The organism is Mesorhizobium sp. WSM4813, assembly GCF_055811555.1.
The window spans coordinates 29,050-54,118 of sequence record NZ_JBVVQU010000039.1 but is presented as its reverse complement, the minus strand read 5'-3'; the positions used below and the strand labels follow the sequence as shown (position 1 = coordinate 54,118).

Annotated in this window: 27 protein-coding genes; 20 read left to right on the top strand and 7 right to left on the bottom strand. The window is 62.0% G+C overall.

Annotated elements, in window-relative coordinates; genetic code table 11:
- Window positions 1–170: 170 nt before the first annotated feature.
- The 3 genes from AC0L25_RS21750 (at window position 171) to AC0L25_RS21740 (ending at window position 2,831) form a co-directional block, all read left to right on the top strand.
- Window positions 171–1,799, top strand: coding sequence for a DNA alkylation response protein (locus tag AC0L25_RS21750; RefSeq protein ID WP_473597395.1), 1,629 nt, complete (start codon window positions 171–173; stop codon window positions 1,797–1,799).
- 124 nt (window positions 1,800–1,923) lie between these two features.
- Entirely contained in the window at window positions 1,924–2,520 is a 597-nt protein-coding gene (locus tag AC0L25_RS21745; protein WP_473597394.1) for a hypothetical protein, read from the top strand.
- The gene (locus AC0L25_RS21740; RefSeq protein WP_077384057.1) at window positions 2,520–2,831 is read left to right on the top strand and encodes a DUF6105 family protein; all 312 of its coding nucleotides are present in this window, start codon (window positions 2,520–2,522) and stop codon (window positions 2,829–2,831) included. The genes AC0L25_RS21745 and AC0L25_RS21740 overlap by 1 nt, the downstream gene beginning before the upstream one ends.
- On the opposite strand, the gene ruvX is transcribed toward AC0L25_RS21740, so the two are convergent.
- Entirely contained in the window at window positions 2,798–3,283 is a 486-nt protein-coding gene (gene ruvX / locus AC0L25_RS21735; protein ID WP_473597393.1) for a Holliday junction resolvase RuvX, read from the bottom strand. The genes AC0L25_RS21740 and ruvX overlap by 34 nt on opposite strands.
- 100 nt (window positions 3,284–3,383) lie before the next feature.
- Here ruvX and AC0L25_RS21730 point away from each other — a divergent pair, with 100 nt between their 5' ends.
- The 5 genes from AC0L25_RS21730 (at window position 3,384) to AC0L25_RS21710 (ending at window position 7,382) form a co-directional block, all read left to right on the top strand.
- The gene (locus AC0L25_RS21730) at window positions 3,384–4,091 is read left to right on the top strand and encodes a metal-dependent hydrolase (RefSeq protein WP_473597392.1); all 708 of its coding nucleotides are present in this window, start codon (window positions 3,384–3,386) and stop codon (window positions 4,089–4,091) included.
- A 143-nt stretch (window positions 4,092–4,234) separates the two neighbouring features.
- Entirely contained in the window at window positions 4,235–4,522 is a 288-nt protein-coding gene (gene gatC / locus AC0L25_RS21725; protein ID WP_352934530.1) for an Asp-tRNA(Asn)/Glu-tRNA(Gln) amidotransferase subunit GatC, read from the top strand.
- Window positions 4,523–4,529: 7 nt separating this feature from the next.
- The gene (locus AC0L25_RS21720) at window positions 4,530–4,988 is read left to right on the top strand and encodes a GNAT family N-acetyltransferase (protein ID WP_473597391.1); all 459 of its coding nucleotides are present in this window, start codon (window positions 4,530–4,532) and stop codon (window positions 4,986–4,988) included.
- Entirely contained in the window at window positions 4,988–6,544 is a 1,557-nt protein-coding gene (locus tag AC0L25_RS21715) for an amidase (RefSeq protein ID WP_473597390.1), read from the top strand. Before AC0L25_RS21720 ends, AC0L25_RS21715 begins: the two co-directional genes overlap by 1 nt.
- Window positions 6,545–6,572: 28 nt before the next feature.
- Complete coding sequence (locus tag AC0L25_RS21710; RefSeq protein WP_473597389.1) at window positions 6,573–7,382, top strand: YdcF family protein; 810 nt, start codon at window positions 6,573–6,575, stop codon at window positions 7,380–7,382.
- Here the strand turns inward: AC0L25_RS21710 and AC0L25_RS21705 are convergent.
- Window positions 7,319–8,074, bottom strand: coding sequence for a DUF599 domain-containing protein (locus AC0L25_RS21705; RefSeq protein WP_473597388.1), 756 nt, complete (start codon window positions 8,072–8,074; stop codon window positions 7,319–7,321). The two genes, AC0L25_RS21710 and AC0L25_RS21705, sit on opposite strands and share 64 nt — an antisense overlap.
- A 163-nt stretch (window positions 8,075–8,237) precedes the next feature.
- Between AC0L25_RS21705 and AC0L25_RS21700 the strand changes: the two genes are divergently transcribed.
- The 4 genes from AC0L25_RS21700 (at window position 8,238) to AC0L25_RS21685 (ending at window position 11,693) form a co-directional block, all read left to right on the top strand.
- Window positions 8,238–9,641, top strand: a complete 1,404-nt coding sequence (locus AC0L25_RS21700; RefSeq protein ID WP_473597387.1) for an L-serine ammonia-lyase — start codon at window positions 8,238–8,240, stop codon at window positions 9,639–9,641.
- Window positions 9,642–9,728: 87 nt separating this feature from the next.
- Entirely contained in the window at window positions 9,729–10,166 is a 438-nt protein-coding gene (locus AC0L25_RS21695; protein ID WP_473597386.1) for a DUF1489 family protein, read from the top strand.
- 97 nt (window positions 10,167–10,263) lie between these two features.
- Window positions 10,264–10,995, top strand: a complete 732-nt coding sequence (locus AC0L25_RS21690; RefSeq protein ID WP_473597385.1) for a vWA domain-containing protein — start codon at window positions 10,264–10,266, stop codon at window positions 10,993–10,995.
- Window positions 10,995–11,693, top strand: a complete 699-nt coding sequence (locus tag AC0L25_RS21685; protein ID WP_473597384.1) for a DnaJ domain-containing protein — start codon at window positions 10,995–10,997, stop codon at window positions 11,691–11,693. The genes AC0L25_RS21690 and AC0L25_RS21685 overlap by 1 nt, the downstream gene beginning before the upstream one ends.
- Window positions 11,694–11,737: 44 nt before the next feature.
- Here AC0L25_RS21685 and AC0L25_RS21680 read toward each other — a convergent pair whose 3' ends face one another.
- Window positions 11,738–13,135, bottom strand: coding sequence for a D-alanyl-D-alanine carboxypeptidase (locus AC0L25_RS21680; protein WP_473597383.1), 1,398 nt, complete (start codon window positions 13,133–13,135; stop codon window positions 11,738–11,740).
- A gap of 316 nt (window positions 13,136–13,451) precedes the next feature.
- Here AC0L25_RS21680 and AC0L25_RS21675 point away from each other — a divergent pair, with 316 nt between their 5' ends.
- The 3 genes from AC0L25_RS21675 to clpA all read left to right on the top strand — a co-directional run bounded on the left by AC0L25_RS21675 (window position 13,452) and on the right by clpA (window position 16,856).
- A complete protein-coding gene (locus AC0L25_RS21675; protein ID WP_352953473.1) occupies window positions 13,452–13,781 on the top strand; it encodes a phasin family protein in 330 nt (109 codons plus the stop codon).
- Window positions 13,782–14,054: 273 nt separating this feature from the next.
- Window positions 14,055–14,381: an ATP-dependent Clp protease adapter ClpS gene (gene clpS / locus AC0L25_RS21670; protein ID WP_352963027.1), complete on the top strand. Its 327-nt coding sequence runs from the start codon at window positions 14,055–14,057 to the stop codon at window positions 14,379–14,381.
- 6 nt (window positions 14,382–14,387) lie between these two features.
- Window positions 14,388–16,856, top strand: coding sequence for an ATP-dependent Clp protease ATP-binding subunit ClpA (clpA, locus tag AC0L25_RS21665; protein WP_473597382.1), 2,469 nt, complete (start codon window positions 14,388–14,390; stop codon window positions 16,854–16,856).
- A 95-nt stretch (window positions 16,857–16,951) separates the two neighbouring features.
- Here clpA and AC0L25_RS21660 read toward each other — a convergent pair whose 3' ends face one another.
- The 4 genes from AC0L25_RS21660 to AC0L25_RS21645 all read right to left on the bottom strand — a co-directional run bounded on the left by AC0L25_RS21660 (window position 16,952) and on the right by AC0L25_RS21645 (window position 19,972).
- Entirely contained in the window at window positions 16,952–17,383 is a 432-nt protein-coding gene (locus tag AC0L25_RS21660; RefSeq protein WP_473597381.1) for an HIT family protein, read from the bottom strand.
- 129 nt (window positions 17,384–17,512) lie between these two features.
- On the bottom strand, window positions 17,513–18,730 hold the full coding sequence (locus AC0L25_RS21655) for a GNAT family N-acetyltransferase (RefSeq protein ID WP_473597380.1): 1,218 nt from the start codon (window positions 18,728–18,730) through the stop codon (window positions 17,513–17,515).
- A gap of 41 nt (window positions 18,731–18,771) precedes the next feature.
- On the bottom strand, window positions 18,772–19,500 hold the full coding sequence (locus tag AC0L25_RS21650; RefSeq protein ID WP_473597379.1) for a glycerophosphodiester phosphodiesterase: 729 nt from the start codon (window positions 19,498–19,500) through the stop codon (window positions 18,772–18,774).
- Between the two features lie 7 nt (window positions 19,501–19,507).
- A complete protein-coding gene (locus tag AC0L25_RS21645) occupies window positions 19,508–19,972 on the bottom strand; it encodes a RidA family protein (RefSeq protein WP_473597378.1) in 465 nt (154 codons plus the stop codon).
- 138 nt (window positions 19,973–20,110) lie between these two features.
- On the opposite strand from AC0L25_RS21645, the gene AC0L25_RS21640 reads away from it, so the two are divergent.
- The 5 genes from AC0L25_RS21640 to tsf all read left to right on the top strand — a co-directional run bounded on the left by AC0L25_RS21640 (window position 20,111) and on the right by tsf (window position 24,731).
- Window positions 20,111–20,941, top strand: coding sequence for a cell envelope integrity EipB family protein (locus tag AC0L25_RS21640; RefSeq protein WP_473597377.1), 831 nt, complete (start codon window positions 20,111–20,113; stop codon window positions 20,939–20,941).
- A gap of 96 nt (window positions 20,942–21,037) precedes the next feature.
- Window positions 21,038–22,336: a hypothetical protein gene (locus tag AC0L25_RS21635; protein ID WP_473597376.1), complete on the top strand. Its 1,299-nt coding sequence runs from the start codon at window positions 21,038–21,040 to the stop codon at window positions 22,334–22,336.
- 71 nt (window positions 22,337–22,407) lie between these two features.
- Entirely contained in the window at window positions 22,408–22,686 is a 279-nt protein-coding gene (locus AC0L25_RS21630; protein ID WP_473597375.1) for a DUF4031 domain-containing protein, read from the top strand.
- 206 nt (window positions 22,687–22,892) lie between these two features.
- Window positions 22,893–23,690: a 30S ribosomal protein S2 gene (gene rpsB, locus AC0L25_RS21625; protein WP_077384079.1), complete on the top strand. Its 798-nt coding sequence runs from the start codon at window positions 22,893–22,895 to the stop codon at window positions 23,688–23,690.
- A gap of 117 nt (window positions 23,691–23,807) precedes the next feature.
- Window positions 23,808–24,731 (top strand): translation elongation factor Ts, encoded by a 924-nt coding sequence (gene tsf / locus AC0L25_RS21620; protein WP_473597374.1) that lies wholly within the window; start codon window positions 23,808–23,810, stop codon window positions 24,729–24,731.
- Window positions 24,732–25,069 lie beyond the last annotated feature (338 nt).

Below are 25,069 nucleotides of genomic sequence, written 5' to 3'. Positions count from 1 at the left end.
CGCTGCTATAGGGTGGAGGACCTTTGGCTGCAAGCACCAGCTTTGGGTTGTGGCCTTTCTCCCCGGTATTTTCGTCGCGCGCGTTGTGCGGCTTGGGCTATATCTAGCTGATGGCTCCGGATTCGTGGCCTTGTGATGATAAGGCCTTTCTGCCGATAGAAGGATTGGACGTGACCGACGACGTGACCAACCAGCCGCCGCCGCTGGCAGGCGGCAACGCCTGGCGGGGAGATCCGTTGCTGATCCAGCTTGCCGAGCGTTTTTCCGATCCGGTGCGCAAGGATCTCGATGGGCTTGGCCGTTTCGTGCTGACGCAGGAGGCGCAGGAGCTGGCCCGCCTCGCCAATGTCGAGACGCCGAAGCTCAGGACCCATGACCGGCAGGGCCGGCGCATCGATCTGGTCGAGTTCCATCCAGCCTATCATGCGCTGATGCGCCGGTCGGTGGCGAACGGACTGCATTCGTCGGTCTGGGAAAATGGCGACGCCGAGATCGGCCGCCGTCATCAGGTGCGCGCCGCCCGTTTCTACCTGACGGCTGAGCTCGAAACCGGGCATCTCTGTCCCATCACCATGACCAGCGCATCGCTGGCAGCGCTGATGGCAAGCCCGAAGCTGTTTCGCGAATGGGCGCCGCGTGTGACGACACGCAAATACGACCAGAGCCAAAAACCGCCGGTCGAAAAGGCCGGGCTGACGCTCGGCATGGGCATGACCGAGAAGCAGGGCGGCACCGACGTCCGCGCCAACGTCACCAGGGCCGAGCGTGCCGGCAGCAGCTTCTATCGGCTGACCGGCCACAAATGGTTCATGTCGGCGCCGATGTCGGATGCGTTCCTGGTGCTTGGGCAGGCGCCGGAAGGACTTTCGTGCTTTCTCGTTCCTCGCATTCTCGGCGATGGTTCGGGCAACGGCTTCCGCTTCCAGCGGCTGAAGGACAAGCTCGGAAACCGCTCCAACGCCTCGTCCGAAGTGGAGTTCGTCAACGCCATCGGCGAGATGGTCGGCGAGCCAGGGGCGGGCGTCAAGACTATCATGGACATGGTGACGCTGACCCGGCTCGACTGCGCGATCGCCTCGTCGGCGATCATGCGTGCCGGGCTGGCCGAGGCCGTCCACCACACTCGTCACCGCCAGGTGTTTGGAACCAATCTGATCGAGCAGCCGCTGATGCAGCGCGTGCTGGCCGACATGGCGCTCGACGTCGCCGCCGCCACCGCGCTGTCGTTCCGGCTGGCGCGCTCCTTCGACGAAGCGGCCGGCGACCGTGGCGAGGCGGCCTTCGCTCGCGCCATGACGCCGGTCGTAAAGTACTGGGTCTGCAAGATCGCACCACCGCTGCTCTACGAGGCGATGGAATGCCTCGGCGGCAATGGCTATGTCGAGGAGGCGCCGCTCGCCCGCTACTATCGGGAAGCTCCGGTCAACGCGATCTGGGAGGGATCCGGCAACGTCATGGCGCTCGACGTGCTGCGCGTGCTGGGGCGCGCACCCGGCCTGTTCGAGGAGGTGCTGGCCGGCATCGATCGCGATCTCGGCGCCGGCGGACGCGGCACCGTCGGTGTACTCAAGGCGGCAATGCAGGTCGCGGCAACCGATGAGGGCTCGGCCCGTCTGCTCACCGAGCAACTGGCGCTTTCGGCGGCAGCGGCGGAGCTTCGCAGGCTGGGAGCAGGGCGGATCGCCGACGCCTTCGTCGAGACGCGCCTCGCCGGCCAGTGGCGCAACACCTATGGCATGCTCGATTCGCGCCATGACGCGCGCATGATCATCGACACCCTCTATCCGCCGGTCACCTGAAGGACTTCGGGAAGGTTTCTCGTCGTCTGTCGCCGCTGTGGATGACCGTTAACCTTAACAAATGGTTTCCATTGCGATGGCGGGCCGTAAAGCCCACTGTCCTGTTTACGGAAGCAGGAACGCCATGCGGCATATATTGAGCTCCTTTCTGGCCTTGCACTGGGCGGTCGTTTTCGCCCTGCTGGCGTTCCTCTGCATCGACGGGAATCGCGGTGTTGCGGCAGCGCTTGGCGTGCTCGGCGTCGCCGTCCAGAACACCCGCTTTGCCGACCTCGAAAACGCCGTCGTCGTGGCACCGCTTGCTGTAGCGCTGCTTGTCGTCGCGGTGCTGTTCTGCTGGGCCTTTGTCGAGACTCTGTTTAGCGGCCCGACAAATCCGGACGCCACCGACGGCGTCGTGCGGGTCGCCTTCATCTCTGCCTCCGGCGTACTGTCGCTGATCGTCGTCGGCGGCGCAACGCAAGGCGTCAACGGGCTGTTCATGGCTGTCGCGGTGCAACTGGCGGCACTGCTGGCGTCCTATGTCGCCATGCTCGCAGAGCGGCGGTCGGCCCTTGCCGCAGCGGTTGCCGGCACCGGTGAAATCCGCGACGCCGCGCATGTGATGGCGAAGGCGGCGGCGCACAACTCGGCGCTCTCGCGCATTTCCGGACGTCCGGGCACAAACTTGAGGGCGGACACAAACTTGAGGCCGGATGCGAACTTGAGGGATGGCCGCTGATGCGCACCTTATTCGCGCTATGGGCGGCCCCGCTCGCCCTGTTCTGGGGCTGGTTCTTCCTGTCGCTCAACGACATCAATTTCGGCTACGTTATGCTGAGCCGCCAGTTGCATGACCTCGTCTTCCAGCTCTATGGGGAAATGCTTGGCATTGATCCGGCGCTCATTCCCGGCATGGTGGCAAAGGCCTGCATCCTCGACAGTCTGCTGCTCATGGCGTTTTGGGCGTTTCGCCGCCGCCGGGTGATCGGTGGCTGGATCAGGATAATGCGCGACCGCTATTTCGACCAGGCATCGACGCCGAGCGCCTGAAGCCGGTCGAGAACGCCCTGCAGAATAAAGGCTGCCGCGGCCGAATCGATCTTGCCGGCGCGTTTGCGGCGCGAAAAATCCATCTCGATCAAGGTCCGCTCAGCCGCCACCGTCGACAGTCGCTCGTCCCAAAAAACGAAGGGCAGGTCGGTCACCCCAGCCATGTTGCGGACGAAGGCGCGGGATTTCTGGGCGCGCGGGCCTTCTGACCCGTCCATGTTGATCGGCAGGCCGAGCACCACGGCGCCGACATTCTCTTTCTGCAGCAAGGCGAGCAGCGTTGCGGCATCCAGAGAGAATTTCCTGCGCATGATGACGGGGCGCGGGTGGGCGAAGGCAAAGCCCCTGTCGGACACGGCCACACCAATCGTCTTGTCGCCGAGGTCGAGCCCGGCCAGCGTCTTGCCGCCGATGAGCCGTGCCGGTAACTCTTCGATGGTGATGATGCTCAACGGCTTTCCTTGGACTACACGCCGCAAAGGACGCTGTGGGACTTTAATTTCACTGCCGGCGTTCTATCCTTTGGCGAAGCAAGAATCGAGGAAGGCATTCATGAAACTGACTTGGTACGGACATTCCGCATTCCGCATCGAAACCACCGACGCGAAAATCCTTATCGATCCCTATCTGATCGACAATCCGTCATGGACGGGCGGCTGGGAAGGACCGGCGGAAGGGGTCACGCATGTCCTTTTGACCCATGGCCATAGCGACCACATCAGCGGTGCGCTCGAAGTGCTTGGGAAAAGCGGCGCCATGCTGGTCGCCAATTTCGAGGTCTGCATGTACCTGGTCGGCAAGGGCGCCAGCGACAAGAAGATCAATCCCGGCAATATCGGGGGCACCGTCGATTGCGGCGGTTTCACCACCACCTTCGTCCAGGCGCTGCATTCATCGTCCTTCCCGGGTGACAATGGCCAGAACACCTATCTTGGCAATCCGGGCGGTCTCGTCCTGCATTTTCCGGAGGACAAGACGCTCTATCATATGGGCGACACCGATATCTTTTCCGACATGGCGCTGATCAACGAATTGCATGAGCCGAAGATCGGCATCGTGCCGATCGGCGACCGCTTCACCATGGGTGGTGCGGTGGCAGCCCTTGCCTGCCGACGCTTCTTTCAGTTCGAGACCGTCATCCCCAGTCACTTCGGCACGTTCCCGATCATAGACCAAACGGCCGACAAGTTTGTAGCGGGGTTGGAGCGATCCGGCGTGCAGGTGGCGTTGCCGGAGATCGGCGGGACGATTACCTTTTAGAGGATGCCAAAGGCGGCAGCTATTTCCTCTGCGACGGCGTGGCCCAGCCATCGACCTTCTGGGCCGGTTCTCGGCACGATGCATGTTGCGCGGCACGCGCCGCGCCGCTATAGCGCGGACTGGTTTTCCCGAGGCACAAATATATGTCCGTTGATGTCAAGACTGTGAAGCGCGTCGCGCGTCTCGCCCGTATTGCGGTGAGCGAGGAGGACGCCGAACGCATGACCGGTGAGTTGAATGCCATTCTGGGCTTTGTAGAGCAGTTGAACGAGGTCGATGTTTCCGGCGTCGAACCGATGACTTCGGTGATTCCGATGGAGATGAAGAAACGCCAGGACCTCGTCACCGACGGCAGCAAGGCGGCCGACATTGTCGCCAACGCGCCGGCCACCGAAGAGAATTTCTTCCTCGTTCCGAAGGTCGTGGAGTAGCGGGCCGATGGCAATCGAGATCGCCATCGAGACGCCATTGCAGGACGATGTGCGCGGGTTGGTCGAGGAACTCAACACCACGCTGCTCGAACTGACACCGCCGGAACACTGCTACCACATGACCGTCGAGCAGATGGCCGACAACGACACGACTGTCTTCATCGCCCGTGACAGCAGCCTTGCCAGCGGCTGCGGCGCACTGAAGCGCCACGATGCCGCTGTCGGCGAGATCAAGCGCATGTACACGCGGCCTTCGCATCGTGGACAGAAGATTGGCGCCAGGATCGTCGAGCGGATCGAAGCGCTGGCGCGCAATGAAGGGCTGAAGCGTTTGGTGCTGGAAACCGGCGACCGCCATCCGGCGGCGTGGACCGTCTATGAACGCGCCGGATTTTCGCGCTGCGGCCCGGTGCTGGACTATCCTGATTCCGAGTGGTCGGTGTTTTACGAAAAGAGCCTTGCCTGATGAGCGAACTGACCCACCTGACGATTTCGCAGGCCCGCACCAAGCTGCGCGCCAAGGAAATCACCGCAACCGAGATCACCGAAGCCTATCTCCAGGCGATCGAGCGCGCCAATCCTGTGCTCAACGCCTATGTCGTCGTTACCGACGACAAGGCGCGCGACATGGCCAAGGCTTCGGACGCGAAGCTCGCGAAGGGCGAGGGCGGGTCGCTCGAAGGCATTCCGCTCGGGATCAAGGACCTGTTCGGCACCGAAGGCATCCACACCCAGGCCTGCAGCCATGTCCTGGACGGGTTCAAGCCGCACTACGAATCGACCGTCACCGCCAATCTGTGGGCCGACGGCGCCGTCATGCTCGGCAAGCTCAACATGGACGAGTTCGCCATGGGCTCCTCCAACGAGACCTCCTATTACGGCCCTGTCGTCAATCCATGGCGGCGTTCGCGCCTCGACACGGTGGTGATGCCGACCACGCATCAGGGCGATGGCGGTTTTGTCTCGGCCGGCGGCACCCGGACCGCGCGCAATGCCCAGCTCGTGCCGGGCGGCTCGTCAGGCGGCTCGGCCTCCGCCGTTTCGGCGCTCCTATGTGCGGGCGCCACCGCCACCGACACCGGCGGCTCGATCCGCCAGCCTGCCGCCTTCACCGGCACGGTCGGCATCAAGCCGACTTACGGCCGCTGCTCGCGCTGGGGTATTGTCGCCTTTGCTTCGTCGCTCGACCAAGCCGGGCCGATCGCTCGCGACGTGCGCGACGCCGCGATTCTGTTGAAATCGATGGCCTCGGTCGATCCGAAGGACACCACCTCGGTCGACCGGCCGGTGCCGGATTACGAGGCGGCGATCGGCAAGCCGATCAAGGGCATGAAGGTCGGCATCCCGAGGGAATACCGCGTCGACGGCATGCCCGAGGAGATCGAGGCGCTGTGGCAGAAGGGCATTGCCTGGCTGAAAGATGCCGGTGCCGAGATCGTCGACATTTCGCTTCCGCATACCAAATATGCACTGCCTGCCTATTACATCGTCGCGCCCGCCGAAGCCTCGTCGAACCTCGCCCGCTATGACGGCGTCCGCTATGGTTTGCGCGTGCCGGGCAAGGACATCGTCGACATGTACGAGAAGACCCGCGCCGCCGGATTCGGCCGCGAGGTCAAGCGCCGCATCATGATCGGCACCTATGTCCTCTCTGCAGGCTACTACGATGCCTACTATCTGCAGGCGCAGAAGGTGCGGAATCTCATCAAGCGGGATTTCGAAAATGCATTCACGGCCGGCGTCGATGTCATCCTGACACCGGCGACGCCGTCGGCGGCCTTCGGCATCGCCGACGAGGACATGGCCGCCGACCCGGTCAAGATGTACCTCAATGACATCTTTACGGTGACGGTGAACATGGCTGGACTGCCGGGCATCGCCGTGCCCGCAGGGCTAGACGCCAAGGGCCTGCCGCTCGGCCTGCAGCTGATCGGCCGGCCCTTCGACGAAGAAACTTTGTTCCAGACCGCCCACATCATCGAACAGGCGGCGGGTACGTTCCAGCCCGAAAAGTGGTGGTAGTGTCGTCTCCCATCTGAAGGGGTGAGGGATGTTCTACTATCTTTCCAAGGTATTTTGGCTCCTCGTCCAGCCATTGAATCTGGCGATCATCCTGCTGCTGGTCGCGTTGCTTGCTGCCTTGGTCCGGCGCAGAAAGCTGTTTGCCTTCGGCAGCGGGCTGGCGTTTCTCGTCCTCGCCCTCTCGACCTGGACCTCGCTTGGGGCACTGTTGCTCAATCCGTTGGAAGAACGCTTTCCGCGCCCGCCGCTGCCGGAAAAGGTCGATGGCATCGTCGTGCTGGGGGGCGGCATGGAGGGCGCCGTCAATTTCGTGCGTGGCGGCTATGAACTGAGTGCAAGCGGCGATCGGATGGTTGCGGCGGCCGTGCTGGCACGGCATTATCCGACAGCGAAAGTCGTCATCTCCGGGGGCGGCATCGCAATGATCGGCGATGGCGAGGGCGATGCAGAGACAGCGCCGCGTCTGTTCGCCGCGCTTGGTGTGACGGCCGATCGGCTGATCCTCGAGAAAAAATCCCGCAACACCGACGAGAACGCCGCCTTCACCCGAGAACTGGTCACCCCGAAACCGGGCGACACCTGGCTGCTGGTGACCTCGGCCTTCCACATGCCGCGCGCCAAGGCGCTTTTCGACAAGGTCGGCTTTGCCACCGTTCCCTGGCCGGTCGATTACCGCACCTCCGGCAAGGAAGGCATCGGCCTGTTCCGCGACGATCCCTTCGGTTCGCTGCAGACCACTACCATGGCGGTCCGCGAATGGATCGGGCTTGTCGCCTATTGGCTGTCGGGCCGCATCGATCGGCTTTTCCCCGGACCGGGTGTTGGCTCGGGCGGCTGACCGATCACGGCTTGCCGCGCCGCCGAGAAGAACTGGCGACGCACCAGAACCGCCAGCAAAAGCAGCGTTGACAGCACGAACACCATTGGGTCGACGAACCAGCCGAGATAGCCGATCGAGAAGAAGACGCCGCGCAGGCCGGAATTGAAGTGTTTTCCGGCCAGCATGTTCATGCGCGCCGCACGCCATACCGCCGTCTCGCTAACCGGGTTGCGTGAAGCCTCGCCATGCGGGACCGGCACCGCACCGATCAGGATCGAGCAATAGTTGAACAGCCGGTAGGCCCAGCCGAACTTGAAAAAGGAATAAGCAAGGATCAGCACCAACCCGAACACCTTCATCTGAAATGCGGAGCGGGATGATGTCGCGCCGAGCGGCAGGTCGCTCAGCACCGAAAGAACCTGATCGGAGGCGCCGAGCAGGGCGAAACAGCCGCCGATCGCAATCAGCGAACTGGAGGCGAAGAAGGCGGTTCCCTGTTGAAGGCCGGCCATGATGGCGGTGTCGACGATACGGATCTCGCGTTCGGCCATGGTCCGCATCCAGGCTTCGCGCTGGGCGTTCATCGCCGTCGTCAGCGACACGCGGCTGACCAGCCTTCCGTCGGCGGCAAGCGTATGTAGCACCCATACGATGAGGAAGAAGGCCAGTGCCGCGAAATCGGCCGTCGATAAATGGAAGGAATCGCCCATGCATCGTCTTCTACCACAGCCGGAGGGGTCGCTTCGATGCCTGAACGCTGCCATGTCGCTGCCGGAGCAAACAAGGTCGGCAGGTGCAGCGCCGCGACTTTCAAAAGAGCAGAAACATCATGGGAATACCTATATGTAGGTTTCGGTACGGAGACAGCGGCGCGTGTTCCTTTCGGTTTTCGACCTGTTCAAGATCGGCATTGGACCATCGAGTTCGCACACGATGGGACCGATGACGGCTGCGCGGCGTTTTCTCGACGAGGTCGCGGGAGATGACTGGCCACGCCCGGCCGGCGCCAAGGTCGACCGCGTCGCCGCCAGCCTGCACGGCTCGCTTGCCTATACCGGCATCGGCCATGGTTCAGATCGCGCCGTCGTGCTCGGCCTTGCCGGCCAGACGCCGCAGACGGTGGACCCCGATCAGGCGGACAGCATCGTCGACCATATTGCCGTGGACAAGCGGATTTTGCCGCCCGGCCATCCCTCCTATCGCTTCGACCCGGCCACGGATCTGGTGCTGGACCGCAAAACGCCGCTCCCCGGCCACGCCAACGGCATGGCTTTCTCCGCCTATGATGCCGACGATCGCCTGCTGCTCAAGCGCATCTATTATTCGATCGGCGGCGGCTTCGTGGTTTCCGAGGAAGAACTGCAGCGGATGAAGGTGAAGGGCTCGGTGACGACGGAAGGCAAGAAGGTTCCATACCCCTTTAAGAATGCCGTCGAGATGCTGTCGATGGCAGCGAAAAGCGGCCTTTCCATCGCCGACATGAAGCGCGTCAACGAAGAGACGCAGATGCCGCGTGAGGAGCTCGATGCCGGCCTCGACGGCATCTGGAGTGCTATGAAGAGCTGCATCGAGCGTGGCCTATCGCAGGACGGCATCATGCCGGGTGGACTGAAGGTGCGCCGTCGCGCGCGGCGATTGCATGACAAGCTGCAGGAGCAGTGGCAGCAGAACCGGCCCAACCCGCTGCTCGCCAATGACTGGCTGTCGATCTATGCCATGGCGGTGAACGAGGAGAACGCCGCCGGCGGGCGCGTCGTCACCGCGCCGACCAATGGTGCCGCAGGCACGCTGCCCGCGGTGCTGCGCTATTGGCTGCATTTTCATCCCGAGGCCGACCAGCCAAGCATTCGCGATTTCCTGCTGACCGCAGCGGCGATCGGCGGCATCATCAAGACCAACGCTTCGATCTCGGGCGCCGAAGTCGGCTGCCAGGGCGAGGTCGGTTCGGCCTCGGCGATGGCGGCCGCGGGGCTGTGCGCGGTCATGGGCGGCACGCCCGAGCAGGTCGAGAACGCTGCCGAGATCGCGCTCGAACATCATCTCGGCATGACCTGCGATCCGGTCGGCGGCCTGGTGCAGGTGCCTTGCATCGAGCGCAACGCGCTCGGCGCCGTCAAGGCGGTGACTGCCGCTTCGCTGGCCATCAAGGGCGACGGCGTTCATTTCGTGCCGCTCGATGCCGCGATCGAGACCATGCGCCAAACCGGCCTCGACATGAACGAGAAATACAAGGAAACCAGCCTCGGCGGACTGGCCGTCAATATCGTGGAATGCTGAGACAAACCTGGCACTGCGAACACTGGCACTGTGGAGAAAGTCGACCCGACCGTTGACGCCTTCGCACGCCGGACTAAACCTTAGTCCATGTCTCTCAATCTCATAAAGCTCTGTGTCGGCTGCGACAGCGTCGAGGATCTCGAAGAGTGGATCGCCTTCCGCCTCGACGAACGGCAGCGCGCCGGTGAACCGGTCGAGCATTACCACACCACCCGCATGATGCCGACGCGGGGCGCCGAGGTCACCGATGGCGGTTCCCTCTACTGGGTGATCAAGGGCAATGTGCAATGTCGCCAGTTGATCACGGAAATCCGTCCTTTCACCGATGACGAGGGCATCGGCCGCTGTCACCTGATGCTCGATCCCGCGGTCGTGCGCACCGAATGGCAGCCGCGCCGCGCCTTTCAGGGCTGGCGCTACCTGAAATCATCGGACGCACCGGCCGACCTCGGCAAGGGTAAAGCGGGATTGGTCGAGATGCCGCCGAAACTCAGGCGCGAGCTTGCCGATCTCGGCCTTCTCTAGGAAGGCGCCCAAATTCAAAGCTGCCGTGATCGCTGGCCCTCCAGGTCGCCTCAAGCTGGGCTTGCAAGCTGTGCGACAACGCCACATCTTGAATGTCATGAGCGACAAGAAGCAGCCCGTGCCCGCAAAGGCCAATCCTGCGCCGGTCGAACCCCAATCGAGCACCGGCGAGATCGACGCCTTTATCCGTCAGGCAAGGACGCTCGCTGCGTCCGCAACCGGTTCTGGCAGGCTGATTCTCTCACTCGACGCGACGATGAGCCGCCAGCCGACCTGGGACCTCGCATGTGCGCTGCAGGGCGAGATGTTCGACGCCGTCGGCAAGGCCGGAGCGCTGAAGGTTCAATTGGTTTATTTTCGTGGTCTCGGCGAGTGCCGCTCATCCGCATTCGTCACCGATACAGAGGCGCTGAAACAGTTGCTGACGCGGATCGAATGCCGCAGCGGCCACACCCAGATCGGCAAGGTGCTCGCTCATGCGCTGAAACAGACGGCAGCGGCCAAGGTCAACGCGCTGGTCTATATCGGCGATGCAATGGAAGAAAATATAGACGATCTGGCCGAAAAGGCCGGCAGTCTCGGCCTGCACGGCGTTCCGGTCTTCGTCTTTCAGGAGGGCCATGATGCCGACGCGGAAAAGGCGTTCAAGGAAATTGCGCGGCTGTCCAAAGGTGCTTGGTTCCGATTTGATAGGCGGGCCGCCGCAACCTTGGCCAGCCTGCTTTCGGCGGTCGCCGTGTTTGCAACAGGGGGGCTGAAGGCACTGGAGGCCAGAGGCAGGCCGGAAGACCGGCTGATGATCGAGCATCTGCGGAGCGGCAGGAAATAATGGGCGCGATTATCGCATTCGTGGCGTTGCTTTTGGTGCTGCTCGGCGTGGCCACGGTCTTTCTCCGCGCCGACCCCGCGAGACTCGCAAGCGGGATGAGGACACTTGGGCCCGTCCTGCTGGCGCTGATCGGCGTCGCCGTGCTTCTGGTCGGACGCGAAGGTATCGGCGGCCTGATCCTGTCGACGGCGCTCGCCTGGTATGGCTCCATGCGGATGAAGCGGCCGACAGCGAAACTGGAGCCGGGCAAGCATTCGACGGTGCGCACCGCGGCACTCGAAATGGAGCTTGATCACGATACCGGCAATCTGGAGGGGCTCGTGCTCGCCGGCCGCCATGAAGGCAAGATGCTTGGCACGATGAGCCTTGCGGAATTGCAGCAACTTTATCGCGAACTCCCCGGGGACCCGGAGAGCCGCCAGTTGCTAGAGACGTATCTTGACGGCAGATTTCCCATCTGGCGCAAAGACGCTGAGGCGGATGGTGGCGACGGGCTGGGTGTTTCGCCAGGTTCGGGCGCCATGACTAAGGAGGAGGCCTACAAGATCCTTGGTCTTGAAGCGGGGGCCGCCGCGGCGGATGTCCGCAAGGCGCACCGCCGCCTGATGCAGCGCCTGCACCCCGATATCGGCGGCACGTCTTTTCTGGCGGCGCGGATCAATGAAGCCAAGGACGTCTTGCTCTCCAATCACAACTAGTCTCCTTCGACGCAGAATTTTCCGGGAGATTGTTTGCACGCCGCCTACTGCTGGACGGCGTAGCACTCGATTTTCTTTTTCTTCAGAGCGTTGCAGGCTTTCCAGGCAGCCGTCTTCGAACCAAAGGCGAACCGGGCGCGGTAGTAGGTGACGCCGTCCTTTTCGAAGGCGACGGTGAAACCTGTGGCATCGGCGAGGATCGAAGGCGCCTGCTTGCTCGTCTCGTCCAGGAGAGCCTGGGCTTCGGATTGTTTTGGCGAAGAGGCGACCTGGACTGCCCAGCCGGACGGCACCGATGCCGTGTTGACGGGATCGATCGCCGCCGGTTCGGCGTAGGCTGCTGCGACCCTTGCCGTCGCGACATCGTCGGCCGTGGCCGCTGCCATGGCGTTGACCTTCCTGGTCTGAGAGACGGGCGTGGTCTGGATGGAGGTGGTTTCTTCAACGGCGGGCTCGGCTTCCTCAACAAGGGAGGCAATAGCATCGTCGTCCGGCCTGCTGTCCGGCGTCGGGGCGTCGCGCTTGGGCAGGAACACTTTTGCCAGCGCGCTGATCGGGTTGCCGCCGCTGGCCTTGGCGACCAGCATGCCGCTGCCGCGCGACGACGCCTTCGGCATGTAGGTTTTTATCAATGCGGCCATCTGGTTGTCGCGGCTGCCGCCGGATTTCCCGCCTATCACCACCGCGACAATGCGGCGATCGCCGTCGTCAACCGAGGAGACGAGATTGTAGCCGGAGGCGCGGGTGTAACCGGTCTTGATGCCGTCGACGCCCTTGATGCGCCCAAGCAGGCGGTTATGGCCGTTGATGCGCTTGCGGCCGTAGAGAAACGAACGCTGCGAGAAATAGCCGTAATACTGCGGAAAATGCTCCCGCAGCGCGATGCCGAGCACCGCCATGTCGCGTGCGGTCGTGAATTGACCGGGATTTGGCAAGCCATGGGCGTTGCGGAAAACGGTACCCTTCATACCCAGCGCCCGCGCCTTGGCTGTCATCATATGGGCGAAATTGGCTTCGTTGCCGCCGAGAAGCTCGCCGAGCGCCGTTGCCGAGTCGTTTGCCGACTTGGTCACCATCGACAGGATCGCGGTCTCAACCGTGATCGCACCGCCCCGTCTGACGCCGAGTTTCGTCGGCGGTTCAGCAGCAGCATTGGCCGAAAAGACGACCCGGGAGTTCTTGCTGATCTTGCCGTTCGCCATGGCCTCGAAGGCCAGGTAAAGCGTCATCATCTTGGTGAGCGAGGCCGGATAGCGCCGACCATCGGCATTCGAAGAATAAAGCACCTTGCCGGTCTTGGCATCGATGACGATGGCCGCCGACCTCGCTGCCATGGACGAAGCAGCGTCGGCAACGACGAATGTCATCGCCAAAGCGAGGATCAAGATCGTTTTCAAAGAGGACGCGGATTTGGAGAGAATGCCCGACAACGCCTGACGCACCGATGGTTCCTTTGAATTTTTTGTTGCTGGAGGCGGCAAAGGTCCTGCCTCACTTCAAGCCAAGCTATCGCGGCCAGCGTTACCAATCCGTTTATGGTAACCGCCGTGTTCACCATTTTCTTCGGGCTTGAGCTTCTCTTTATTCGAATTTTAGCCATTGCCGGTGGCTGGGCCTGTGTGTTGGGCTGATGTGCTGGCGCCGCCCTCGGCGAAACATTGACTTTTTGTGCAGTGCACAATATATGACTTGCATTGGACAACGCGGCCCCGGACAGGGCGCGCCCACCGTCAACGGCAACTGTCAAGGGAGCGTGAAATGACCCAGACCTATGAAGATTTCAGCAAATACGGCAAGGAGTTTGCCGACACCGGCTTGAAGAGCTTCGCATCCCTTTCCAAGGGTGCGCAGGCCATCGCCACAGAGGCGGGCGAATACACCAAGAAAAGCTTCGAGGCCGGCAGCGCAGCAGCCGAGAAACTTTTGTCGGCCAAGTCGCTGGAGAAGGCGATCGAGATCCAGTCCGATTTTGCCAAGCAGTCGTACGAAGCCTTCGTCACCGAAGCGACTAAGATCGGCGACCTCTATGCCGAACTCGCCAAAGAAGCCTACAAGCCGTTCGAATCGATCGTCGCAAAAGCGAAATAATCTCGCCATCATGTGACGATGGGCCTCGGGCCCGCAAGACAGACCCGGTCGCGAACGCGCGGCCGGGTTTTTTCATGGCAATTTGAAATCAGAGGGCTCTGCCGCCTTCACGATTTCGAAAATCGGCCAAGTTTGGCCACCTAGCCATATTGTCAGCTAAACAGAAGGGCTTAAAATCGTTCATCGAAGACCTACATGTCGAACTTGCATGGGGATTCGAAAAGGCAGGGCTACGTGACGATTGGTTTGACTGCCACGAGAGATGTGGTGCGGATGCAAAACGGCAACGGCGGCAATGAGGCCGGTCGCGGCACGGCTGTCATCACGCGCACCAAAACCAAGACCAAGAAGCCTAGCCTTTATCGGGTCCTCATTCTCAACGACGACTATACGCCCATGGAATTCGTGGTTCACGTGCTGGAGCGTTTTTTCCAGAAGGACCGTGAAGCCGCCACACGCATCATGCTACATGTTCACAATCATGGAGTGGGCGAGTGCGGGGTCTATACATTCGAGGTGGCCGAGACCAAAGTGTCTCAGGTCATGGATTTCGCCCGACAGAATCAGCATCCGCTGCAATGCGTGATGGAGAAGAAGTGAGGTAACATGCCGGCTTTCTCCCAAGGCCTGGAAAAGGCGCTTCACCAGGCGCTGACGCTCGCCAATGAGCGGCACCACGAATACGCAACCCTTGAACATTTGCTGCTCGCTCTCATCGACGACACCGAGGCGGCCGCGGTCATGCGCGCCTGCAACGTCGATCTCGACGAGCTGAAGCACACGGTTCTCACCTATATCGACACCGAGCTCGACAATCTCGTCACCGGCTACGACGAGGATTCCAAGCCGACGGCCGGTTTCCAGCGCGTCATCCAGCGCGCGGTGATCCATGTGCAGTCATCCGGCCGCGAGGAAGTCTCCGGCGCCAACGTGCTCGTTGCCATCTTCGCCGAGCGCGAGAGCCATGCCGCCTATTTCCTGCAGGAACAGCAGATGACCCGCTACGACGCGGTCAACTACATCTCGCACGGCATCGCCAAGCGCCCCGGCGCATCGGAGACGCGGTCGCCGCGCGGCGCCGACGACGAGCAGGGCGGCCAGAGCGGCGCCGAGCCGCAAGAGGACGGCGGCAAGAAAAAGCAGCAGCAGGACGCGCTGACCGCCTATTGTGTCAATCTGAACAACAAGGCCAAGGCCGGCAAGATCGATCCGCTGATCGGCCGTGAGTCCGAGATCAACCGCACCATCCAGGTGCTGTGCCGCCGCTCGAAGAACAATCCGCTCTATGTCGGCGACCCTGGCGTCGGCAAGACGGCGATCGCCGAAGGCCTTGCCAAGCGCATCGTCGAGGGCGACGTGCCGGAAGTGCTGCACAACGCCACCATCTTCGCGCTCGACATGGGAACATTGCTGGCCGGCACCCGCTATCGCGGCGATTTCGAGGAGCGGCTGAAGCAGGTCGTCAAGGAACTCGAGGATTATCCGGGCGCGGTTCTGTTCATCGACGAGATCCACACCGTGATCGGGGCAGGGGCGACGTCGGGCGGCGCCATGGATGCGTCGAACCTGTTGAAGCCGGCGCTGTCGTCCGGAGCGATCCGCTGCATCGGCTCGACCACCTACAAGGAGTTCCGCCAGTTCTTCGAGAAGGATCGCGCTTTGGTGCGGCGCTTCCAGAAGATCGACGTCAACGAGCCGACCATTGAGGACGCCATCGAGATCATGAAGGGTCTGAAGCCGTATTTCGAGGAGTTCCACAAGGTTCGCTACACGGCTGAGGCGATCAAGGCTTCGGTGGAACTGTCGGCGCGCTACATCAACGACCGCAAGTTGCCGGACAAGGCGATCGACGTGATCGACGAGACCGGCGCCTCGCAGATGCTGGTGCCGGAGGCCAAGCGCAAGAAGACCATCGGCATCAAGGAGATCGAAGCGACGATCGCCACCATCGCCCGCATTCCGCCGAAGACGGTTTCCGCCGACGACGAGAAGGTGCTGGCCGGTCTCGACGTCGAGCTGAAGCGCGTCGTCTACGGTCAGGACACCGCGATCACGGCGTTGACCTCGGCGATCAAGCTGGCGCGTGCCGGCCTGCGCGAACCGGAGAAGCCGATCGGCTCCTATCTGTTCTCGGGACCGACCGGCGTCGGCAAGACCGAAGTGGCAAAGCAGCTCGCCGCCTCGCTCGGTGTCGAGCTGATCCGCTTCGACATGTCGGAATATATGGAACGCCACACCGTCTCGCGGCTGATCGGCGCGCCTCCCGGCTATGTCGGCTTCGACCAGGGCGGCCTGTTGACCGACGGCGTCGACCAGCATCCGCATTGCGTGCTGTTGCTGGACGAGGTCGAGAAGGCGCATCCGGACCTGTTCAATATCCTGTTGCAGGTCATGGACCACGGCAAGCTGACCGACCACAACGGCAAGCAGATCGACTTCCGCAATGTCATCCTGATCATGACCACCAATGCGGGCGCCTCGGATGCGCAGCGCGCGGCGATCGGTTTCGGCTCGACCAAGCGCGAAGGCGACGATGTCGAGGCGATCAACCGGCTGTTCACGCCGGAATTCCGCAACCGTCTCGATGCGATCATCCCGTTCGGCTCGCTGCCGGTTCCGGTCATCCATCAGGTGGTGCAGAAGTTCGTCATGCAGCTCGAGGCCCAGCTCTCCGAGCGTGGCGTCACCTTCGACCTCTCGCAGGAGGCGATCGCCTGGCTGGCCGAGAAGGGCTATGACGAACGTATGGGTGCGCGGCCGCTCGGCCGGGTCATCCAGGAGCACATCAAGAAGCCGCTGGCCGACGAGGTGCTGTTCGGCAAGCTCAAGAAGGGCGGCACAGTGCGTGTCACCGTCGAGAAGAAGGAGACCGGTGAGACCGGCCTGAAGCTCGAGTCGCTCGCCGACGAGGCGCCGGTCAAGCCGAAGAAGGAAGAACCGGACGACACGCCGAAGCCCAAGAAAGCTGCCATCAAGAAGCCCGTCGCGAAAAAGGCGATCGCGCAGAAGGCGGAGCCCAAGGGCAAGGATGGCGGCAAGCGCAGCTTGGTGCCGCAACTACCCCGCAAAGGGTGATGGCCTGAAAAATAGAAAAGCCCCGGAAACGGGGCTTTTTTGTTGGATGAGGAGGTAGTGAGTGGCCGAAGGCGTTTGGGGTGCGACCTCCGGCTTCAGTTTCCCAGCGCCGTTCGTATCTTGCCGGCGTTCTCAGCCAACACTTCTGGCTTCTCCATCTGACCGCTATGCGGCTTCAAAGGAATGCCCTCGAAGCGTGGAATGATGTGAACATGGAGGTGAAAGACGGTCTGGCCCGAAGCAGGCTCGTTGAACTGCATGACTGTGACACCATCGGCATCGAAAGCCTTTTTTACTGCCCGCGCAACGTTCTGGACATTTGCGAAGAGCGGGCCGAACACTGCCGGATCGGCATCGAGCAGGTTGCGCGACGGCGCCTTCGGCACAACCAGCGTATGACCCGGCCCTTGCGGCATTACATCCATGAACGCGACAACCGCGTCATCTTCATAGACGCGATGCGACGGGATTTCACCGCGCAGGATTTTCGCGAAGATATTGTTGCTGTCGTAGGTGGCTTCGGCCATGGCGTGCGCTCCGGATTGTGCCTTGCTCTACCGCATCGACCGGAAAATCGGAATCGATTTTCGGAAAGTACGATGCGTAGATTCCAAAGTTAGAGCGCACTTTGTGCGTCCAATTGGACGCACGTCGCCCTAATCGTCCGTCAGATCCTTTCGGAACGGCGTGTGCTCTTCAAGATAGTCGCCCATCCGCTCCACTTCGCGCCGCTCGCGCCTGAGATAGTCGGCGACCGCATTGCGCAAGCCGGGATGCGCGATGTAATGCGCTGAATGCATGGTCACCGGCCTATAGCCGCGCGCCAGCTTGTGCTCGCCTTGCGCGCCGGCTTCGACCACTTTCAACTTACGGTTGATCGCGAAGTCGATCGCCTGGTGATAGCAGACCTCGAAATGCAGGAAGGGATGGTCTTCGATGCAGCCCCAGTTGCGGCCGTAGAGCGCATCGGAACCGATGAAATTGATGGCGCCGGCAATGTAGCGTCCATTGCGCTTGGCCATCACCAGCAGGATGTCGTCGGCCATGCGCTCGCCGATCATCGAGAAAAAATCGCGGCTGAGATATGGCCGCCCCCATTTCCTGCTGCCGGTATCCATGTAGAAGGCAAAGAAGTCGTCCCAGACCCTTTCGGTCAGGTCCTTGCCGGTCAGCCAGTCGATCGAGATGCCGTGAGCGAGCGCCTCGCGCCGCTCTTTCTTCATTGCCTTGCGCTTGCGCGATGCCAGAGTGGCGAGAAAATCGTCGTAGGTGGAATAACCTTCGTTGAAGAAGTGGAACTGCTGGTCGGTGCGGTGCAGGAAGCCCGCCGCTTCCAGCGCCCCGACATCCTTCTGCTGCGCGAAGGTTACGTGGGCGGAAGAAACGCCGAGCTTGTCCGTCACCGCCTTCAGGCCTGCTGCCAAGCCGGCTTTCACGGCGCGACTGTCCTCGCCCTTGTTGACCAGCAGGCGAGGACCGGTGACAGGCGTGAACGGTACGGCGCATTGCAGCTTTGGATAGTAGCGTCCTCCGGCGCGCTCGAACGCGTCCGACCAGCCGTGATCGAAAACATATTCGCCCTGGCTGTGCGATTTCAGGTAGCAGGGAACGGCACCGAGCAGTTTTCCCTGCGCCGTCTCCAGCCTGAGATGATGGCCCTGCCAGCCGGTGCGCCGCACGGCGCAGCCGGAATCCTCAAGCGCGCTCAGAAAAGCGAAAGAAACAAGGGGGTTGTAGCCATTTTCTGTATCGCCGCGTGCGGTACCGCCGAGGCCATCCCATTCCGTGCAGGTGAAGGCTCCAATGCCGGAGGCAACCCGGATCGCATACGCTCCATTCGCCGTTTGCCCGTCGCCTTCATCGCCTTGATCCATGGGGCTTATTTAAGTTCCGTGCCGGTCCATGCAAGCCCGGTTCAAGCGACCGGTACAAGATCAGGTTCGAACCCTTCGAACGTCATTTGGTCGGCATATCTAAAGGTCAAGTCGACCGCCGGTTGGTCGAGCACGGTCCAGGTGATGACCGGCATTTTAAGCCTTTCGCGCACGAAACTGACAAACCGGTTCGGCAGGTCACCGGCGGCGTAGGAGGTGAAGGCGATGTCGTGCGCCAGCATGGCGAAATGCGCCTCGATCAGCTTGACGTCCGTGCCGTAGGCGGTCAGCCCGCCCGGAATGCCGGGCGCGTGTTTGGGGAAATCGCGGATCAGCCAGTGGTCGAACGACATGATCGCCGCCTTGCCCTTGTAGCGCTTGAGCATTTTGCCGACGCTTTCCACCAAACCTTCGTCCTGGCCGGGAACCCCTTTCAGCTCGACGACCATCGGCACACGACCATCGACCAGGTCGAGTGCCTGCTGCAAAGTCGGCAGATGGTCTGATGTGCCGCCAACCTTGAGTGCCGTCATCTCCGCTGCCGTTCGCTGCCAGACGAAGCCGTCCTTGCCGGTCAGCCGCTTCAGATCGACATCGTGAATGACCACGGGGATGCGGTCAGACGACAGATGCACATCGCATTCGATCGCGTAGCCGCGTTCAGTCGCCGCGGCAAAGGCGGAAAGCGTGTTCTCCCACCGCGTCTTGTTCATGTCGTGGAGGCCGCGATGGGCAACCGGTCGGGCGGTCAGCCAGGAAAGATCGGTCATATCTGGCTCATTCGACTTCGAAGATGGCTTCGATTTCCACTGCGGCATTAAGCGGCAGGGAGGCGGCGCCGACGGCGGAGCGGGCATGTTTGCCGTGATCGCCGAGCACTGCAACCAGAAAATCCGAGGCGCCGTTGGCAACCAGGTGCTGTTCGACAAAATCCGGAGTCGAGGCGACGAAGACGGTGATCTTCACCAGGCGGCGGATTTTCTCGAGATCGCCAAGGGCTGCCTTGGCCTGCGCCAATACGTTGATCGCGCAGTATTTTGCCGCTTCCTTGCCGCTTGCGGTGTCGACATCGCGGCCGAGTAGTCCGCTCGCCTGCAGCTTGCCCTCGCTGAGCGGCAACTGCCCGGCGGTGAACAGCAGATTGCCTGACCTGGAATAGGGCACGTAGTTGGCGGCGGGCGCGGCGGCGAACGGAAGCGTCACGCCGAGTTCGCTTAGCCGCTTTTCGATTGTTTCACTCATGGTATTTCCCTATTGCTTGATGACGCTGGGCGGGCCGGGCCGAAATTGCTATTTTTGCCTCGCTTCCGCCACGACTTTTTTTAAGCTGGACCCTCTTTGCCTGCGGCCTGCCATCAGGCGCGATGATCGGAGCCCCTCATGCGCGCAACACGCCTCGCATTCCACGCCGTCCTGCTGCCAGCGGTGTTCTCGATGGCGCCGGCTTTTGCCGTACCGGCGCTGCAGGCGCATCGCGCGGTTTATGATCTAAGCCTGGACAAAGCCTCCGATCGCTCCGGCATTACCGGTATTTCCGGCCGCATGGTCTATGAGTTCAACGGCTCACCTTGCGAAGGCTACACGGTGAAGTTCCGCTTCGTCACCCAGATTGCCACCAACGACAATGCAACAAAGCTGACCGACCAGCAGACGACCACTTTCGAGGACGCCGAAGGCAAGACGTTCTCGTTCGTGACAAAATCCTTCGTCGACCAGAACCTCGACAAGGAGGTCAAGGGCACCGCGACGAAGGAGACGAAGGGCCTCAAGGTCGACATCGACAAGCCGGAGAAGAGCAGCCTCGAACTCGCCGCAACCCAGTTTCCGACCCAGCATCTGGCCGAACTGATCGATAAGGCCGAAAAGGGCGAAAATTTCTACGAAACCAACCTGTTCGACGGCTCGGAAGATGCCGACAAGGTGATGACCACCACCGTCGTCGTCGGCAAGAAAGCCGATGCCGACAAGGCTGATCCGGAAGCGCCGGCACTGGCGAACCTCGCCACCGACAAATACTGGCCAGTCGACATCGCCTATTTCGACGGCACCGACAAGTCAGGCGAGGAGGTGCCGGAGTACCGGATCAGCTTCAAGCTGCATGACAACGGCATCACCCGCGACCTCGTCATGGACTATGGCGAGTTCTCGATGACCGGCAAGCTGGTCAATCTGTCGTTGTTCGATCAGTCGAAAGCCTGTCCGCCGAAATAGGCTTCAGGTTAACCACGCCTGCAGGCGGCGAATGACTTGAACACGCCGCAATTGCATATCAACCTCTGCGCCGATGGGGCGATCGGGGGGGGTGGGTTGAGCAGAATCGATGTGTTCGTGGCGCCGAAGCCCAATCCGGCGCTGATCAAGATCATGACTGTAGTCAACCGGGTTGTCATGCTGCACGGCATTCCCGGGTTTCGCGACCTGTTGCCGTTCAACCGCCTTGCCGGATTGCGCGGCGTCGCCAATGTCCGTCATATCGAGTTTCCCGACGTCGACCGGCAGCGGCTGAAGGCCTGTTGCGGCGCCGGCAAGGCGACGTTCATCACCCCCAACCATCCGGAATTCTTTACCGACTGGATGATCGACAAGGAGATCGTCTCACAGGTCAGCCCGCTCGCGGCATCCTGGGCCACGCATGGCGTCGTCAACGGCCTCGGCCGGATCATGCAGAAATTCTGGCTGGCCAACAATCTGATCGCCCAGATTCCAGGCAACAGCGGGGCTGCCAAGGAACACTCGATCGCCTGGGCGCTGAAAGGGCATGGTGTTCTCTTGCATCCCGAAGGCGGCGTCGGCTGGCATGCAAACGTCGTCGGTCCGCTCCTTCCGGGGGCGGTCGAGATGGGGTTCGAAGCGCTCAAGCGCGATCGCGCCACGGATCAGGATTCTAGGGTTTGGATCGCGCCGGTTGTCTGGAAGCTCGCCTTCACCAAAAATGTCGAGCCGGCGCTGGCGCAGGAATGCGCCTATGTCGAGAAGAGCCTGAGGATCGAACGCCGTGCCGCCGATACCCTGCCGGAGCGCGTCCACCATATCTATTCGACGCTGCTGTCGCGCGATGAGATTGCCTGCGGCATGGTGCCCGACGAACGGGCTTCGTATGCCGCGCGTCAGACGCAACTGCTGCTCGAATTGAGCCGACGCCTGGGGGAGGGTATTTCGGTCGATCCCGCTGTCAACGAGATCGCCGAGCTTTTACGCAGGTCGCGCCGCTGGCTGCGGGAAGGCACCGGCGACGCCGAGCGACAAAAACAGATCCGCACGCTGGCGGACACGATCCTGCGTCTCCAACGTGTCGGACCGTGGGCCTCAGCCAACCCGCGCATCACGCAAGAGGAGATCGCCGAGCATCTGAAGCGCATCCGCAACGACTATTGCAAGGGCACGCTGCGCGACACGATCAACCGCTTCGTGCCACAGCCGGCCGGGCCGCGCTGCGCGCATATCCGTGTGCCGGAACCGTTGGGATTGCACGCCTTTCCGGGCTCGATCCACGATGCGCTCGCCGAACTGCACAGCCGCATGCAGGCGGCTGTCACCGCGACCGTAGCCGAACTCGAAGCCGCTGGCGGCTTCATTTTCTATCCGAATCCCTTCTATCATCGCTAGCATTGGATCTCGGCTCCAGGTGAGCTGCGGCCCCGCTGGTCGGCGCAAGATGAAGGAGTGCGGCAAGCCTCATGGCGGTTTATGTCGACGCGGCGATCTGGAAATGGGTCGGCCACCGCTGGTGTCACTTGCTGGCCGACGACACCGATGAGCTGCATCGTTTTGCAGCACAGCTCGGTATCAAGCGCTCGTCCTATCAGGGACCGCCGAAGACATCGGCGCCGCACTATGACATAACCGGCTTCGAGCGCGACCGCGCGGTGCGGCTAGGCGCCATCGAATGCAGCCGCGAAGAGATCGTTGCTGTTTTCCGGCGTGTCCGGGTGCCGAAGGGGAAGATGCGACTATAGCCGGGTGGCGCTGATCGCCGCACGCTGAGCCGCAAGACACCGTAGCGCTTGCGTTTGTCGCGCATCCCCTCTATATCCGCGCTTATTCCACACACGGACTTTGGTGTCTGCCCGGGAGAAATCCGGCTGAAACCTCCGGTGGCGTTCGAGGACAAAGTCCAGAAATGCCTGTGTCCGTGGAGGCTAACCGGAAAGGATACTCAAGAATGGCTCTGCCTGATTTCAGCATGCGCCAGCTTTTGGAAGCTGGCATTCACTTCGGCCACCAGACTCACCGCTGGAACCCGAAGATGGCGCCCTATATCTATGGCGCCCGCAACAACATCCACATCATCGACCTCTCGCAGACGGTGCCGCTGCTGCACCAGGCGCTCAAGCAGGTTTCCGACACCGTCGCCAAGGGTGGCCGCGTGCTGTTCGTCGGCACCAAGCGCCAGGCGTCCGACATCGTCGCCGACGCCGCGCAGCGCTCGGCCCAGTACTATGTCAACTCCCGCTGGCTCGGCGGCATGATGACCAACTGGAAGACGATCTCGAATTCCATCCAGCGCCTGCGCAAGCTCGACGAGATGCTGGCTGGCGAGGCCCAGGGGCTCACCAAGAAGGAGCGCCTCAACCTCGATCGCGAGCGCGAGAAGCTCGACAAGGCGCTGGGCGGCATCAAGGACATGGGCTCGACGCCCGACCTGATGTTCGTGATCGATACCAACAAGGAAGCGATCGCCATCCTCGAGGCCAAGCGTCTCGGCATCCCGGTCGTCGCCATCATCGATTCCAACTGCGACCCGGACAAAATCGATTTCCCGATCCCGGGCAATGACGATGCGGCCCGCGCCATCCAGCTCTATTGCGATCTGATCGCCAAGGCTGCAATCGACGGCATTGCTCGTCAGCAGGGCGCGCTTGGCGTCGACGTTGGCGCTTTGGCCGAGGCCCCGATCGAGCCGGCACTCGAGCCGACGCCAACCGCCGAGACACCGGCTGCCCAGACACCGGAAGCGTAACAGGGAAGGCCGGTTTCGGCCCTCATCTTTCTCATATTCTGGCGCGCTAAGCGCTGGCGCCAGGCGCATCACCGAGGACCGGTGGTGCGTCGGTGCATTTTAAACAAAGAGGCGACAATGAGTATTTCGGCTGCACAGGTCAAAGAACTCCGCGACTTGACCGGCGCGGGCATGATGGACTGCAAGGCGGCGTTGAACGAGACCAACGGCAACATGGAAGAGGCCGTCGACTGGCTCCGCAAGAAGGGCATTTCCAAGGCCGACAAGAAGGCCGGCCGTACCGCGGCCGAAGGCCTGATCGGTGTCGATTCCGGTATCCGCGAGGCGGCGGTCGTCGAGGTCAATTCTGAGACCGACTTCGTTGCCCGCAACGCCGCCTTCCAGGAGATCGTCGCCAAGGTCGCCAAGGTCGCGCTCGCCTATGGCGGCAAGACCGAGGCCGTCGCAGCCGCCCCGTATCCGGGTTCCGACAAGTCGGTTGCCGACACCATCAAGGACGCTGTCGGTACAATCGGTGAGAATCTTGGCTTCCGCCGTTCGGCCAAGCTCACGGTCGAGCACGGCGCTGTCGCGACCTACGTCCACAATGCGGTTGCCGACGGCCTTGGCAAGCTCGGCGTGCTGGTCGCCATCGAGACGACAGGCAACGCGCAGGCCGCCAACGCCTTTGCCCGTCAGGTCGCCATGCATGTCGCCGCCACCAACCCGATGGCGCTGACGACGGAGCAGCTCGATCCGGCCGCGGTCGAGCGCGAGAAGGCGATCTTCGCCGACCAGGCGCGCCAGTCCGGCAAGCCGGAAGCGATCATCGAGAAGATGGTCGAGGGCCGTCTGCGCAAGTTCTACGAAGAGGTCGTGCTGCTCAAGCAGGCTTTCGTGCTCAATCCCGACATCATCGTCGAGAAGGCGCTGCAGGATGCCGAGAAGGAAATCGGCGCACCGGCCAAGATCACTGCCTATCTGCGCTTCGCACTCGGCGAGGGCATCGAGAAGGAAGAGACCGATTTCGCGGCGGAAGTCGCGGCGGCTGTCAAGAAGTAAACCGCACTCTATCGTTCTGAAAAGACTTTACGGCCGGGTGTCCGCGAGGATGCCCGGCCGATTTCTTGCGCGGTGTCGATGAAGGCCATGCGGTCGGCGACAAGCCGACTGGCTATCTGCCGGATCTGCTCATGCCCGGATCTGCTCATGCCCGGATCTGCTCATGCAAGGTGCATGGCCGGCGTAACCTAAAGACTGGAAGAGATTTTCCGGCTCGGGGGGCGGGGGGGGGGGGGGGGGCCGGGGGGGTTGTGGGGGCCCAAAATGAGTTTTTTAAAAAAACCAGCGCCCCCCGCCGGGGGGGGGGGGGGGGGGGGGGGGGGGGGGGTGGTTTTAAA

What these genes read in the sequence shown, in the direction of transcription:
- AC0L25_RS21695 (WP_473597386.1), top strand. Translation starts at nt 9,729, where the DNA reads ATGTCTCTCAATCTCATAAAGCTCTGTGTCGGCTGCGACAGCGTCGAG.
- AC0L25_RS21710 (WP_473597389.1), top strand. Translation starts at nt 6,573, where the DNA reads ATGTTCTACTATCTTTCCAAGGTATTTTGGCTCCTCGTCCAGCCATTG.
- AC0L25_RS21740 (WP_077384057.1), top strand. Translation starts at nt 2,520, where the DNA reads ATGCGCACCTTATTCGCGCTATGGGCGGCCCCGCTCGCCCTGTTCTGG.
- AC0L25_RS21690 (WP_473597385.1), top strand. Translation starts at nt 10,264, where the DNA reads ATGAGCGACAAGAAGCAGCCCGTGCCCGCAAAGGCCAATCCTGCGCCG.
- AC0L25_RS21640 (WP_473597377.1), top strand. Translation starts at nt 20,111, where the DNA reads ATGCGCGCAACACGCCTCGCATTCCACGCCGTCCTGCTGCCAGCGGTG.
- AC0L25_RS21720 (WP_473597391.1), top strand. Translation starts at nt 4,530, where the DNA reads ATGGCAATCGAGATCGCCATCGAGACGCCATTGCAGGACGATGTGCGC.
- clpS (WP_352963027.1), top strand. Translation starts at nt 14,055, where the DNA reads ATGCAAAACGGCAACGGCGGCAATGAGGCCGGTCGCGGCACGGCTGTC.
- tsf (WP_473597374.1), top strand. Translation starts at nt 23,808, where the DNA reads ATGAGTATTTCGGCTGCACAGGTCAAAGAACTCCGCGACTTGACCGGC.
- AC0L25_RS21655 (WP_473597380.1), bottom strand. Translation starts at nt 18,730, where the DNA reads ATGGATCAAGGCGATGAAGGCGACGGGCAAACGGCGAATGGAGCGTAT.
- rpsB (WP_077384079.1), top strand. Translation starts at nt 22,893, where the DNA reads ATGGCTCTGCCTGATTTCAGCATGCGCCAGCTTTTGGAAGCTGGCATT.
- AC0L25_RS21645 (WP_473597378.1), bottom strand. Translation starts at nt 19,972, where the DNA reads ATGAGTGAAACAATCGAAAAGCGGCTAAGCGAACTCGGCGTGACGCTT.
- AC0L25_RS21715 (WP_473597390.1), top strand. Translation starts at nt 4,988, where the DNA reads ATGAGCGAACTGACCCACCTGACGATTTCGCAGGCCCGCACCAAGCTG.
- AC0L25_RS21705 (WP_473597388.1), bottom strand. Translation starts at nt 8,074, where the DNA reads ATGGGCGATTCCTTCCATTTATCGACGGCCGATTTCGCGGCACTGGCC.
- AC0L25_RS21675 (WP_352953473.1), top strand. Translation starts at nt 13,452, where the DNA reads ATGACCCAGACCTATGAAGATTTCAGCAAATACGGCAAGGAGTTTGCC.
- AC0L25_RS21685 (WP_473597384.1), top strand. Translation starts at nt 10,995, where the DNA reads ATGGGCGCGATTATCGCATTCGTGGCGTTGCTTTTGGTGCTGCTCGGC.
- clpA (WP_473597382.1), top strand. Translation starts at nt 14,388, where the DNA reads ATGCCGGCTTTCTCCCAAGGCCTGGAAAAGGCGCTTCACCAGGCGCTG.
- AC0L25_RS21745 (WP_473597394.1), top strand. Translation starts at nt 1,924, where the DNA reads ATGCGGCATATATTGAGCTCCTTTCTGGCCTTGCACTGGGCGGTCGTT.
- AC0L25_RS21650 (WP_473597379.1), bottom strand. Translation starts at nt 19,500, where the DNA reads ATGACCGATCTTTCCTGGCTGACCGCCCGACCGGTTGCCCATCGCGGC.
- AC0L25_RS21730 (WP_473597392.1), top strand. Translation starts at nt 3,384, where the DNA reads ATGAAACTGACTTGGTACGGACATTCCGCATTCCGCATCGAAACCACC.
- gatC (WP_352934530.1), top strand. Translation starts at nt 4,235, where the DNA reads ATGTCCGTTGATGTCAAGACTGTGAAGCGCGTCGCGCGTCTCGCCCGT.
- AC0L25_RS21660 (WP_473597381.1), bottom strand. Translation starts at nt 17,383, where the DNA reads ATGGCCGAAGCCACCTACGACAGCAACAATATCTTCGCGAAAATCCTG.
- AC0L25_RS21630 (WP_473597375.1), top strand. Translation starts at nt 22,408, where the DNA reads ATGGCGGTTTATGTCGACGCGGCGATCTGGAAATGGGTCGGCCACCGC.